Raw genomic sequence first — 13,410 nt, 5'->3', positions numbered from 1 at the left:
CCCGCGCGAGCGGCCAATGCCGCCTGCCGCCGGCGTCTCGCGCCGCGCGCGCAAGATCCCGGCACACCTGCGCAACGCGAAAAAAAGAACCCCGCCGAAGCGGGGTTCCGGAAGGACGCCTTGGCATCGACGTCAGAGTCTGCAGGTCTCCAGACCGTCCGCGAACACGAAACCGCTGTTCGCCACCACGTCGAAGGCCGCGCTGGTGCCCGACAGGGCGCCGCTGACCGCCGACAGCGTCCTGCCGCTGGTCAGCGTGTAGAAACGCTGCGACACGGCCGGCGCGAAGGTCGCCACGCCGTTGCTGACGGTGGCTTGCCCGAGCGGGATCGGCGCGCTGCAGGCGGTGATCGTCAGCGTCACCTGCGAGGTCGAATCGGTCGCCACGACGCTGCCGTCGACGTCGACGATCGCGACCTGCACCTGACCCAGACGCTCGCCTTGCGGGACGTTCGCGGGCTGCTGCACGAACGCGAGGTGATGCGGCGGATTGATCGCGAAACTCGCCGTCACGCTGATGCTCGCCGTCACGTTGGCGTCGGTACGCGGGTTCGCGGTCGAGCCGTCGCTCCACTGCACGAAGTGGTAGCGCGCATTCGCCACCGCCGTCACCGGCGTGCCGCTGCCGCCGTGGTTCACCGTCTGCGTTGCGCTGCCCGAGATCGAACCGTTCGCGCCGGCCGTGTAGGTCAGCGTGTACTGGTTGATCGCGAAGCTCGCCGTCACGCTGATGTTCGCCGTCACGTTGGCATCGGTGCGCGGATTCGCGGTCGAACCGTCGCTCCATTGCACGAAGTGGTAGCCGGTGTTCGCCACCGCCGTCACCGGCGTGCCGCTACCGCCGTGGTTCACCGTCTGCGTTGCGCTACCCGAGATCGAACCGTTCGCGCCGGCCGTGTAGGTCAGCGTGTACTGGTTGATCGCGAAGCTCGCCGTGACGCTGACGTTCGCCGTCACGTTGGCATCGGTGCGCGGATTCGCGGTCGAACCGTCGCTCCATTGCACGAAGTGGTAGCCGGTGTTCGCCACCGCCGTCACCGGTGTGCCGCTGCCGCCGTGGTTCACCGTCTGCGTTGCACTGCCCGAGATCGACCCGTTCGCGCCGGCCGTGTACGTCAGCGTGTACTGGTTGATCGCGAAGCTCGCGGTCACGCTGAGGTTCGCCGTCACATTGGTGTCGGTGCGCGGATTCGCCGTCGAACCGTCGCTCCATTGCACGAAGTGGTAGCCCGTGTTCGCCACCGCCGTCACCGGCGTGCCGTTCGCGCCGTGGTTCACCGTCTGCGACGCACTGCCCGAGATCGACCCGTTCGCGCCGGCCGTATAGGTCAGCGTGTACTGGTTGATCGCAAAGCTCGCGGTCACGCTGACGTTCGCGGTCACATTGGTGTCCGTGCGCGGGTTCGCGGTCGAGCCGTCGCTCCACTGCACGAAGTGGTAGCCCGTGTTTGCCACGGCCGTCACCGGCGTGCCGTTGCCGCCCGATGCCACGGTCTGCGAGGTATTGCCGGTGAGCGAACCGTTCGCGCCCGCCGCGTAGGTCAGCGTGTACTGGTCGGCCGCGAAACTCGCCGTCACGCTGACGTTCGCCGTCACGTTCGTGTCGGTGCGCGGATTCGCCGTCGAGCCGTCACTCCACTGCACGAAGTGATAGCCGCTGTTCGCCACCGCCATCACCGGCGTGCCGCTGCCACCCGACGTCACCGTCTGCGAGGTGTTGCCGGTGAGCGAACCGTTCGCACCGGCCGTGTAGGTCAACGTGTACTGGTCGGCCGCGAAGCTCGCCGTCACACTGACGTTCGCCGTCACGTTCGTGTCGGTGCGCGGATTCGCCGTCGAGCCGTCGCTCCATTGCACGAAGTGGTAGCCGCTGTTCGCCACCGCCGTCACCGGCGTGCCGCTGCCGCCGTGGTTCACCGTCTGCGTTGCACTGCCCGAGATCGATCCGTTCGCGCCGGCCGTGTAGGTCAGCGTGTACTGGTTGATCGCGAAGCTCGCCGTGACGCCGATGTTCGCGGTCACGTTGGTGTCGGTACGCGGGTTCGCGGTCGAGCCGTCGCTCCATTGCACGAAGTGGTAGCCCGTGTTCGCCACCGCCGTCACCGGTGTGCCGTTCGCGCCGTGGTTCACCGTCTGCGACGCGCTGCCTGAGATCGACCCGTTCGCGCCGGCCGTATAGGTCAGCGTGTACTGGTTGATCGCGAAGCTCGCGGTCACGCTGATGTTCGCGGTCACGTTGGTGTCGGTGCGCGGATTCGCGGTCGAGCCGTCACTCCACTGCACGAAGTGGTAACCCGTGTTCGCCACCGCCGTTACCGGCGTGCCGTTGCCGCCCGATGCCACGGTCTGCGAGGTATTGCCGGTGAGCGAACCGTTCGCGCCCGCCGCGTAGGTCAGCGTGTAGTTGGTCGGGCCGCCGCCGGTCACCTCGATGCAGCCGGCCACGGTCACGCTCTGGCCGTCGGGATTGGTGATCGTGAGGTCGTGCAGCCCGCTCGTGGCGGTGGTGATGTTCAGCGTGACTTGCGTCGGCGAATTGTAGGTCACGCTGTTCACGGTCGCGCCGCTGACGTTGGCCGTCAGATGCTTGAACGGCAACGCCGGCGCCGGCAGGTTCGCGCCGGGATCGTAGAAGCCCGAACCGTTGGTCGACACCGCGCCGACGACGACGTCGCCGGTGCCGCCGGCGAACTCGATCGGCGCCACCGACGAGCAGCTCGGCGCGGCCGGCGGCGGCGCCAGCAGGCGACCGACGCGCACGGCGTAGCTGTTGGTGGTCTGGTTGTATTCCTGGATGGTCCACACGCTCATGTCGTCGAGCGGGTCGACGACGGTGAACGAATAGTCGCCCCAGCGGCGGCCGGAGCTGCCGCCCGGATCGCTCGGCGGGTTGTAGCTCGCCGCGGTGATGCCGAACGTCGTCGCGCCGGTGCCCGGCGGGCCGGTCATGGTGCCGGCCGGATCGCCCGAGAGGCGCCCGGCGAAGGCCGGCGTCGCGCCCGACGGCGTGCCAGCCATGCTGAAGCCGACCACCGCGTGGCCCTGGCCGGTGACCGTGACCGACGGGATCCAGTACTGCAGAGCCGCCGCCAGCGTGGCCGCGTTGTCGTACACGGTGCCGGACTGCACCAGCGCCGGCGTGGTGGCGAGATCCCGGATCTCGTACCAGCGCACGCCCTTGCGCGCGGTCGTGGCCGTGCTGGCGACACCGGTCGTGCTCACGCGCAGGTTATGCGCGGTCCACAGCCGCCCGTTGCGCATCATCGCCGCGAACAGGCGGTCGTCGAGCGAATCGAGTCGGCCGTTGTTGCCGCCGGTGTTGCCGGCGTGTTCGACCGGGTTGGTCGCGCCGGTGGTCGGCACCGTCAGGTTGATGTTGGCCGAGATCGTCGGCGTCGCGCTGCCCGGATTGCTGACGCGGCGGAACACCAGGCGGCTGTAGACGCCGGCATCGGGTCCGACGAAGTAGCCTTCGGTGGCGGCGGGATCGAAGTTGTCGACGCCGCGCGGCGCATACGGCCCGGCCGTACCGCTGCCGATGCCGGTGAAGCGCGTGGCCAGGAGCGGACCGCCGGCGAGTACCGAGGTCTTCTGCACGACGTAGCCGTTCATGCCGACGAACGAGCCGGCGCTGGAGAACATGTTGCAGCCGACGTACAGCGCGTTGACGTCGATGCCGAGCGAGGGGTAGTCGCAGAAGTTGCTGCCGGTGTCGGCGACGAAGTAGTAGTAGCTCCACGTCGTCGACGCGCTGATCACGCCCGCGCTCGCCGCGTCGCTCACCGCGAGCAGCCAGCGGTTGGCGGCGGTCGACGAGCAGCTCGCGTTGGTGCACGGCACGTCGATGATGCTGACGAACCAGCGCGCGGAGAAACGGTCGTAGCGGACCTGCGGGTCGCTGGTGAACACCTGCACTACCGAACCGCCGAGCGGCGTCATGACCGGCGCGAAGAACACGTCGGTGTCGACGTTGAGCACGCCGTCGGCCGTTCCGGCGCGCGTGAACGAGCGGATGCGGCCGTTGATCGCGACGACGTATTGCTGCGGGCCGACGGTACCCATCGAGTCCGGCGGGAACGCGCCGGCGTCGGTCAGCGTCGCGCCGTCGAAGGACAGGTCGACGGTGTGCGCGGCGAACACGCCCGGCACGCTGCGCTCCCCGGTCGAGAGCGGATAGCGCGAGATCGCCGGCGCGGCCGGGTCCTGGTCCAGATGCTCGCGGTCGAACGGCTCCTTCTCGCGTTCGGCCGGCCGCGTCGGACGCAGCGGCGCCGTGGCCTGGCGATGCATGAGTTCGGTCGTGCCGAGTTCGATCGCCGACGTCGGTGCAAGTCTTTCCCCACGAATCTCGGCAGCCGCGTCTCCCGTCGCGGGTACCTCCGATGCGTGCAACGCCGATAGCCCGGAGAGGGCGCACAGAAACGCCAGCGCTCCGGTCAACGCTTTCTTGCGGAACATGTCTTTTCCCCTGGTCGATCGTGAGCCGGGGACTCACCGACGGCGACCCAGCCCGGCCCACGAGACCAGACTATCATCAGTCTGTAGAACGTTAAAAATGTAGGTCTGTAGACCTAGAAACCACCGCGCGGCGACCAGGCCGGCCGCGCGCCCGGCGGCGTCACGCCGGCGCCGTCTTGCGATGCGCGTGGATCGACATCAGCACCCCGAAGCCGGCCAGCAGCGACACCGCCGAGGTGCCGCCGTAGCTGATCAGCGGCAGCGGCACGCCCACCACCGGCAGCACGCCGGTGATCATGCCGCCGTTGACGACGACGTAGACGAACAGCGACATGCTGATCGCGCCGGCGAGCAGCCGCGAATAGGTGTCCTTCGCCTCCGCCGCGATCCACAGGCAGCGCGCGATGATGAAGATGTACAGCGCGAGCAGCAGCAGCACGCCGACCAGGCCCCATTCCTCGGCGAACACCGAGAAGATGAAGTCGGTGGTGTGCTCGGGCAGGAACTCCAGCCGCGACTGCGTGCCCTGGTGCCAGCCCTTGCCCCACAGGCCGCCGGAACCGACCGCGATCTTCGACTGGATGATGTGCCAGCCGTTGCCGAGCGGGTCGGCTTCCGGATCGAGCAGGGTCAGCACGCGGTTGCGCTGGTAGTCGTGCAGGAAATGCCAGCCCACCGGCACCGCCGACGCGAACACCGCGAGCAACGCGCCGATGCGCCACCAGGCCAGGCCCGCCAGGAACACGCCGAACGCGCCGCTGGCGGCGATCAGCAGGGCCGTGCCGAGATCCGGCTGCTCGGCGACGAGGCCGCCGGGGATCGCGATCAGCAGGCCGACGACGAACAGCGTGCTCCAGCTCGGCGGCAGCGGCCGGCCGTGCAGGTACCAGGCGACCATCATCGGCATCGTCAGCTTCAGCATCTCCGACGGCTGGAAGCGCACGAACTTCAGATCCAGCCAGCGATGCGCGCCGCGGCCCTCGCCGAGCACGGCGACCGCGACCAGCAGCAGCACGCTGCCGGCGTACAGCCACGGCGTCCAGTTGCGCAGCGCCTGCGGCGGCACGCGCGCGATGGCGAACATCAGCGTCAGGCCGAGCGCGAAGCGCAGCGCCTGCGAGACGACCACGCCGCGGTCGAGGTCGCCCGCGCTGTACAGGGTCGTCAAGCCGATGCCCATCAGCAGCAGCAGCGAGCCGAACAGCGGCAGGTCGATGCGCGGCTTGCGCCAGAGCGCGCCGAGCCGGTAGCGCAGTTGGGCGGTCACCTCGTCGATCACGGTGCCCCCCGTCCCGGACGTCGAACCTCCGCCGCCACGGCGGAGGTCGGTGTCGCCGAAGCGGCGGCGGCGCCGAGCCGCGCCTGCTGTTCCTGATCGCCGGGCAGCCAGGCGTCGAGGATCTTGCGCGCGATCGGCGCCGCGTCGGAGGCGCCGCTGCGGCCGGCCTCGAGCGCGACGATCACCGCGATGCGCGGCGACTCCGCCGGCGTGAAGCATTCGAACAATACCTGGTGGCGCTCGATCGGGCTGGCGCTGATGCTGGTCCAGGTGTCGTCGGTGCGCGAGAAGCGCTCGGCGGTGCCGGTCTTGCCGGCGATCACGTACGGAAAACCGTTGCCGAGCCCGCGCGCGGTGCCGGCGGCGACCACGCCGATCATGCCGTCGAGCACCGCCTGCCAGTCGCCCGGCTTCTGGATCACGCTCGGCAGCGGCTGCGCCTTGTCGAGCAGTTCCGGCGGGCGGTCGATGCCGGTCTGCACCGCGCGCAGCAGGTGCGGCACGTGCGGCACGCCGCGGTTGGCGAGCGTCGCCAGCGCATTGGCGAGCTGCAGCGGCGTGACGACCCAGTAGCCCTGGCCGATGCCGGCGATCACCGTCTCGCCGGGGAACCACGGCTGGTTGTAGCGCGCGCGCTTCCATTCGCGCGAGGGCAGCACGCCGCCGCCCTCGCCGACCAGGTCGATCCCGGTCGGCTTGCCGAAGCCGAACTTGCCGAGATAGCCGCTGAAGCGGTCGATGCCCATGTCCAGCGCGAGCGAATAGAAATACGTGTTCACCGAGCGCGCGATCGCCTGCTGCAGGTCGACGCGGCCGAAGCCGCCGCGGATGTCGTCGCGATAGGCGCGCGACTGGCCCGGGATGAAGAACTCGCCGGTCGACAGCACCGTGTCGCTCGGCTTGCGCAGGCCCAATTCGAGCCCGGCCAGCGCGACGAACGGCTTCATCGTCGACCCCGGCGTGTAGTTGCCGCGCAGCAGGCGATTGAGCAGCGGCTTGTTCGGCGCTTCGAGCAGCGCCGCGTAGTCGGCTTTGGAGATGCCGTTGACGAACAGGTTCGGGTCGTAGCTCGGCACGCCGACCATCGCCAGGATCTCGCCGCTGCGCGGGTCGATCGCCACCGCAGCGCCGGCGCGGCCGCCGAACGCGGCTTCGGTGGCTTCCTGCAAGTGTGCGTCGATGGTCAGGTACAGGTTCTCGCCCGGCTTCGGCGCGACGCGCGCCAGCGGCTCGCCGATCGGGCGGTGATCGGCGTTGACCTCGATCTTCTCGTAGCCGGGCTCGCCGTGCAGGCGGTCCTCGTAGAAGCGCTCGACGCCGGTCTTGCCGACGTGGGTGGTGCCGGCGTAGTTGTCCTTGTCGAGCCGTGCGAGATCGTCGTTGTCGATGCGGCCGACATAGCCGACGGTGTGCGCGAACTCGGCGCCGAGCGGATACGAGCGCGTCAGGTACGGCACCACCTCGACGCCCGGAAACGCCCAGCGGTTGATGGAGAACTTCGCGATCTCCTCTTCCGACAGCTTCAGGCGCAGCGGCACGCCCTGGTAGGAGCGCTTGCTCTTGCGCAGCAGGTTGAAGCGCGTGACGTCGTCCTCGCCGATCGGCACGATGCGGCCGAGCCGGTCGAACAGCGCCGGCAGATCGCCGGCCTGCTCCGGCGTGACCTCGAGACGGAATGCGGCGACATTCTCGGCCAGCAGCACGCCGTTGCGGTCGTAGATCAGACCGCGCGCCGGCGCCAGCGGACGGGTCAGCACGCGGTTCGCATCCGAGCGCGTGCTGAACTCCTCGTGCCTGACGACCTGCAGGAAATGGAAGCGCACCGCCAGCGCCGCCAGGCAGGCGACGATGATCAGGAAGCCGGCCAGGGCACGGCGCCGGAACAGCGCGTACTCGTGCCGGCTTTCCTTGATCGGTTTGAAGCTGCTCGGCACGGCGTCACTCGCTGCCGCGCAGGCGCAGGCGCAGGTCGTCCAGCAGCAGGAACACGAACGGCCACATCAGCATGCCGCTCAACGGCGCGATCCAGAACGCCGTCGACGGCGTCGCCTCGCCGGAGAAGCCGCGCACCATCAAGGTCACGACGCGATCGTTCAGCAGCAGCGCGAGCACCGCCAGCGCCTGCTGCCACATCGGGAAGAAGCGCAGGCGCGCGCGGAAGCGCAGCACGATGAAGGCGAGCACGACCAGGCGCAGCGCCTGCTCGCCGAGCAGCTCGCCGGTCAGCACGTCGCCGGCGAGGCCGAACAGGAAGGCGAAGCCGAGACCGACGCGCTCGGGCAGCTCGATCGCCCAGTAGATCAGCACCAGACCGACCCAGTACGGCTTCAGCGGCAGCAGCACCTGCGGCAGCGGCATCATCTGCAGCAGAAAGGCGACGACGAGGCTGCCGAAGAACAGCCAACCCTGGGCGCGCATGCGGTTCATTCGGTCGTCTCCGGCGTCGGCGAGGGCGTGGCCGCCGCCGGGTTTTGCGCCGGCGGAGACGAGGGATGGCGGGACGGATCTCTCGTCCCGTCATCGGCGCCGCCGACGCCCGCCTCGCGAGCGGTGGGCGGAGACTGGCGGCCCGCGGCGGCCGGATCATCGCCGGCGGCAGGCCCGGCCAGATCGGCCGGCGGTCCGACCTCTTCCGGCGGCGTCGGAGGCGGACCGTAGGGCTGCGCCTGATCGTGCAGCAGCAGCACCTCGCCGCTGCGGTCCAGCGCCGCGGCCGGGCGGGCGACGGCGGCGGCGAACATGCCGCTGGCGTCGTTGCTGATCGAGCGGATCTCGCCGACCGGGAAACCGGCCGGGAAGCGCCCGCCGAGCCCCGACGTCAGCAGGCGGTCGCCGACCTTGACGTCGGCGCTGATCGGCACGTTCGGCAATTCCAGGCGATCGATCGCGCCGCTGCCGTAGGCGATGGTGCGCACGCCGCTGCGCTCCACCACCACCGGGATCGCGTGGGTCGGATCGGTGATCAGCATCGCCACGGCGGTGTTCGGCAGCACCTCGACGATCTGGCCCATCACGCCCGAGGCGTCGATCACCGGCTGCCCGACTTCCACGCCCTGATTCGCGCCGGTGTCGAGCACGATGCGATGGCGGAACGGATCGAGGTCGACGTCGACCAGGCGCGAGAACTGCACCGAAAGGCCGAGGTTCTTCTGCGCGTCGAGCAAGGCCTTCAGGCGTGCGTTCTGCGCCACCACGGTATCGAGCCGGTTCAACCGCGCTTGCGCCAGCAGCAGCGCTTCGCGCAGCTGGCGGTTCTCGCCGGCGAGCTGGTCCTGCGTGACGACCGCGGTGCGCGTCGCGCGCGCGACGTCGGCGGGAAACGCGGCGAGGCGGTAGATCGGCTCGACCACCGCGCTGCCGGTGCGGCGCAGGAGTTCGAGATAGCTGCCGCGATGGTCGAGCACCATCAGCGCGACCGCGAGCGCGAGATAGACGATCAGCCTCAGCGTGCTGACCGTGCCCTCGGCGAACAGCGTGGCGTTGTCGGTGCGCATGGGGCCGGGATTCGTGATTGGTAATTGGTGATTTGGAAGAACGCGAGAGATCCGGGCATCGCGAATGCCGCTACCCGATACCGGATCTCATGGCCGCTTCGTTCCAATCCCCGATCACGAATCACCAATCACGGCTACTCGGGCGCGAAGAAATCGCTGCCGTGCTGGTCGATCAGTTCCAGCGCGCGGCCGCCGCCGCGGGCGACGCAGGTCAGCGGATCGTCGGCCACGTGCACGTGCAGGCCGGTCTCCTCGGAGATCAGGCGGTCGATGTCGCGCAGCAGCGCGCCGCCGCCGGTCAGAATGATGCCGCGTTCGTAGACGTCCGAGCACAGCTCCGGCGGCGTCTGTTCGAGCGCGCCGCGCACCGAGCTGACGATGCCCGACAGCGGCTCGTGCAGCGCTTCGAGGATCTCGTTGGAATTGACCGTGAAGTTGCGCGGCACGCCTTCGGCGAGGTTGCGGCCGGACACTTCGATCTCGCGCACCTCCGACTGCGGGAACGCGCAGCCGACCTCGAACTTGATGCGTTCGGCGGTCGATTCGCCGATCAGGGTGCCGTGGTTGCGGCGCACGTAGTTGATGATCGCCTCGTCGAAGCGGTCGCCGCCGATGCGCACCGACTGCGAGTAGACGATGCCGTTGAGCGAGATCACCGCGACTTCGGAGGTGCCGCCGCCGATGTCCAGCACCATCGAACCGCGTGCCTCGTGCACCGGCACGCCGGCGCCGATCGCCGCCGCCATCGGCTCCTCGATCAGGTAGACGTCGCGCGCGCCGGCCGACTCGGCCGACTCCTTGATCGCGCGGCGCTCGACCTGGGTCGAGCCGCAGGGCACGCAGACCAGCACGCGCGGGCTCGGCCGGAACATGCGCGCCTTGTGCACCTTCTTGATGAACTGCTTGAGCATCTCCTCGGTCATCGTGAAGTCGGCGATGACGCCGTCCTTCATCGGCCGGACCGTGTTGATCGCCGCCGGCGTGCGCCCGAGCATGCGCTTGGCGTCGCCGCCGACCGCCGCGACCGAGCGCGGCCCGCCGGGGCCGCGATCCTGGCGCACCGCCACGACCGAGGGTTCGTTCAGCACGATGCCCTGGCCACGCACGTAGATCAGCGTGTTGGCGGTACCGAGGTCGATCGAGAGATCGTTGGAAAAGAGTCCGCGTAGACCTTTGAACATGAGCGCGGCGCAGCCTTTTGAGTGCGAGAGAAAAGCGCGCGAGTTTAGTCAGCCACGGCCGGGCGGGCAAGGTCGGCGAAGTTAAAAAACCCTTGCCCGGCGCGGATTTCCGACGCATGCGGGCGTATCGAGGCGGCCTCGCGAAGCACCGCGCCGCGCCCGCGTTCGCCCGCTGTTCGCCTCCTCACCGCCACATCGGCGTGCGCCGATGTCGCGCCGGCCCTGCGGCCACGGCGCCGACGCGCCCGTCCGGCCGCCGCGCGACGAGAGCGCCGGATCGCGCAAGGCGGCGGCGCGTCGGGTAGAATTCGGCGGTTTGGCGCCGCGCAACGCGCGCCGCGCGCTCCCGCTCCCTCTTCCGGAATCCTCGATGTCCGCACTGATCTGTGGTTCGCTCGCCTACGACACCATCATGGTGTTCCAGGACCAGTTCAAGAAACACATCCTGCCCGACCAGGTGCACATTCTGAACGTGTCGTTCCTGGTTCCGCGCATGCGGCGCGAATTCGGCGGTTGCGCCGGCAACATCGCCTACAACCTGAAGCTGCTCGGCGACGACCCGATTCCGTTCGCCGCCGTCGGCCAGGATTTCGGCCCGTATCGCGAACACATGAAGCAGTGCGGCATCCGCCTCGACCACGTCAGCGTGTTCGAGGACCTGTTCACGCCGCAGTGCTTCATCACCACCGACCTCGACAACAACCAGATCACCGCCTTCCATCCGGGCGCGATGCTCAATTCGCACGAGCACCACGTGCGCGACGTCGACGGCGTCACCTTCGGCATCGTCGCGCCGGACAGCCGCGACGGCATGCTGCAGCACGCGCGCGAATTCGCCGAGAAGGGCATCCCCTTCATCTTCGATCCGGGCCAGGCGATGCCGCTGTTCAGCGGCGAGGAATTCCGCACGATGATCGAGCAGGCCGACTACGCGATCGTCAACGACTACGAATCGCAGCTCTTGCAGCAGCGCACCGGCTGGAGCGCTTCGGACATCGCCCAGCGCGTGAAGGCCTACGTCGTCACCCAGGGCCCGAAGGGATCGACCGTCTACACCGGCGGCAAGACCATCACGATCCCGCCGGCGCAGGAGCGCCGCATCGTCGACCCGACCGGCTGCGGCGACGCCTATCGCGCCGGCCTGATCTTCGGCCTGATGCGCGACATGGACTGGGCGACCACCGGCCGCATTGCCTCGCTGATGGGCACGCTGAAGATCGAACATCCCGGCACGCAGAACCAGCGCTTCACCTACGCCGAGTTCGTCGACCAGTTCAAGCAACAGTTCGGCTACGCGCTGAGCTAGAGTCCGCGTCCCGAGGATTGCGAGGATCGTCGCCATGCCAACCGTCCGTTTCGCCCGCTTCGCCATCGGCTTCGCGTTCGCCGTCGCGGTCCAGGCCTGCACCGCGCAGTCGCCGGCCGTCGAGATCAAGGGCAAGACCTTCTCGATCGAGATCGCCGAGGACGACGCCTCGCGCGCGCACGGCCTGATGGGTCGCGAGAGCATGCCGGCCGACCACGGCATGCTGTTCGTGTTCCAGGACGACGCGCCGCGTGCGTTCTGGATGAAGAACTGCAAGTTCCCGCAGGACATGCTGTTCTTCGACGCCGAGCGCCGCCTGATCAGCGTGCAGCGCAACGTGCCGCCGTGCGTCTCCGATCCGTGCCCCGCGTACTCCAGCGGCGCGCCGGCGCGCTACGTGCTCGAACTCAACGCCGGCCAGGCGGACCTGATCGGCGTGCATCCGGGCGACGAGCTGACGATCCGTCGCTGACGACGCCGAAGCACAGCCAGCCGTCCTCGTCGAGCACGAAGCCCTCGCCGGAACCGCGGAAATCCTGCGCGGCGTCCCCGCGCAGGCCGTGCACGCAGGCGAGGCCTTGACGATACGGCACCAGGATTCCGCTTTCGCCGTCGAGGCTCTGGTCCTCGACCGGTACGAACACACGCATGACACGCTCCGTGGCTTGGACTGCGTACAGTCAAGCAAACGCGGATGCGGCGAATGCGTCGCGCAGGTGAAGAAACGGAGACGCGGAAGGCCCGATTGCGGGCACGTGCCGCGGAACGGTGCTCAGATCTCGACCATCTCGAAATCGGACTTGGTCACGCCGCAATCCGGACAGGTCCAGGTGTCGGGCACGTCTTCCCAGCGCGTGCCCGGCTCGATGCCGTCCGCCGGCCAGCCCTCGGCTTCGTTGTAGATGAAGCCGCAGACGACGCACATGAAGGTGCGGAACGGGGCGTCGGCGCGGGCAACGGATTCGGACATGCGGCGATGTGATTCTGCGGGTGGAAGCCGCGTATTCTCCCAGCTTGTCCCCGCGCGCGAAAGCCGATGCCCGACACCCCTCTCCCGCCGCTGCGCGGCCTCTACGCGATCACCGACGGTCCGCGCGCGGACCTGCTCGAGGCCTGCGCCGCCGCGCTGGCCGGCGGCGCGCGCCTCCTGCAGTACCGCGACAAGAGCGCCGACACGGTCCGCCGCGCGGAAGAAGCGCGCGCCCTGCAGGCGCTGTGCGCGGCGCGCGGCGTACCGCTGATCGTCAACGACGACGTCGAGCTCGCCGCCGCGGTCGGCGCCGCCGGCGTGCACCTGGGCGAGGACGACGGCGAGGTCGCCGCCGCGCGTGCGCGGCTCGGCGCGCGCGCGATCGTCGGCGTGTCCTGCTACGACTCGATCGAACGCGCGCACCGCCTCGCCGCGGCCGGCGCCGGCTATCTCGCCTTCGGCGCATTCTTCCCTTCGCCGACCAAGCCGCAGGCGCGCCGCGCGACCACCGACCTGCTGCGCGCGGCGAAACCGCTCGGCCTGCCGCTGGTCGCGATCGGCGGCATCACGCCGGACAACGCCGGCGCGCTGGTCGACGCCGGTGCCGACTGCCTCGCGGTGATCTCGGCGCTGTTCGGCGCCGCCGACGTGCGCGCGACGGCGCGGCGCTTCGCTGCGCTGTTTTGACGAAGGCCGAACGGTCAGTCCTTTCGGGGGCCGAC

At 69.2% G+C, this 13,410-nt stretch carries 10 protein-coding genes; 3 read left to right on the top strand and 7 right to left on the bottom strand.

Annotation, left to right across the window (positions count from 1 at the left end; all coding sequences use genetic code 11):
- Window positions 1-132 precede the first annotated feature (132 nt).
- The 6 genes from J7520_RS04750 to J7520_RS04725 form a co-directional block, all read right to left on the bottom strand.
- On the bottom strand, window positions 133-4,290 hold the full coding sequence (locus J7520_RS04750; RefSeq protein ID WP_291184724.1) for an InlB B-repeat-containing protein: 4,158 nt from the start codon (window positions 4,288-4,290) through the stop codon (window positions 133-135).
- Window positions 4,291-4,618: 328 nt separating this feature from the next.
- A complete protein-coding gene (gene rodA / locus J7520_RS04745) occupies window positions 4,619-5,725 on the bottom strand; it encodes a rod shape-determining protein RodA (RefSeq protein ID WP_291184721.1) in 1,107 nt (368 codons plus the stop codon).
- An 8-nt stretch (window positions 5,726-5,733) separates the two neighbouring features.
- Window positions 5,734-7,671, bottom strand: a complete 1,938-nt coding sequence (gene mrdA / locus J7520_RS04740) for a penicillin-binding protein 2 (RefSeq protein ID WP_291184718.1) — start codon at window positions 7,669-7,671, stop codon at window positions 5,734-5,736.
- A gap of 4 nt (window positions 7,672-7,675) precedes the next feature.
- Window positions 7,676-8,164 (bottom strand): rod shape-determining protein MreD, encoded by a 489-nt coding sequence (mreD, locus tag J7520_RS04735; RefSeq protein ID WP_291184715.1) that lies wholly within the window; start codon window positions 8,162-8,164, stop codon window positions 7,676-7,678.
- Window positions 8,161-9,231, bottom strand: coding sequence for a rod shape-determining protein MreC (gene mreC / locus J7520_RS04730; RefSeq protein ID WP_291184713.1), 1,071 nt, complete (start codon window positions 9,229-9,231; stop codon window positions 8,161-8,163). The genes mreD and mreC overlap by 4 nt, the downstream gene beginning before the upstream one ends.
- A 134-nt stretch (window positions 9,232-9,365) precedes the next feature.
- Window positions 9,366-10,412: a rod shape-determining protein gene (locus J7520_RS04725; RefSeq protein ID WP_291184710.1), complete on the bottom strand. Its 1,047-nt coding sequence runs from the start codon at window positions 10,410-10,412 to the stop codon at window positions 9,366-9,368.
- 370 nt (window positions 10,413-10,782) lie between these two features.
- Between J7520_RS04725 and J7520_RS04720 the strand changes: the two genes are divergently transcribed.
- The gene (locus J7520_RS04720) at window positions 10,783-11,718 is read left to right on the top strand and encodes a carbohydrate kinase family protein (protein WP_291184708.1); all 936 of its coding nucleotides are present in this window, start codon (window positions 10,783-10,785) and stop codon (window positions 11,716-11,718) included.
- A 34-nt stretch (window positions 11,719-11,752) separates the two neighbouring features.
- Window positions 11,753-12,190, top strand: coding sequence for a DUF192 domain-containing protein (locus J7520_RS04715; protein WP_291184705.1), 438 nt, complete (start codon window positions 11,753-11,755; stop codon window positions 12,188-12,190).
- Window positions 12,191-12,490: 300 nt separating this feature from the next.
- On the opposite strand, the gene J7520_RS04710 is transcribed toward J7520_RS04715, so the two are convergent.
- Complete coding sequence (locus tag J7520_RS04710; protein WP_291184702.1) at window positions 12,491-12,688, bottom strand: rubredoxin; 198 nt, start codon at window positions 12,686-12,688, stop codon at window positions 12,491-12,493.
- Between the two features lie 66 nt (window positions 12,689-12,754).
- Between J7520_RS04710 and thiE the strand changes: the two genes are divergently transcribed.
- Entirely contained in the window at window positions 12,755-13,375 is a 621-nt protein-coding gene (gene thiE / locus J7520_RS04705) for a thiamine phosphate synthase (protein ID WP_291184700.1), read from the top strand.
- The last annotated feature ends 35 nt before the right edge of the window (window positions 13,376-13,410 follow it).

Origin of the sequence: Dokdonella sp. (genome assembly GCF_017744955.1) — a bacterium.
Taxonomy (GTDB): Bacteria; Pseudomonadota; Gammaproteobacteria; order Xanthomonadales; family Rhodanobacteraceae; genus Dokdonella_A.
The sequence above is the reverse complement of the archived record's forward strand: the minus strand, read 5'-3'. Positions and strand labels throughout refer to the sequence as shown.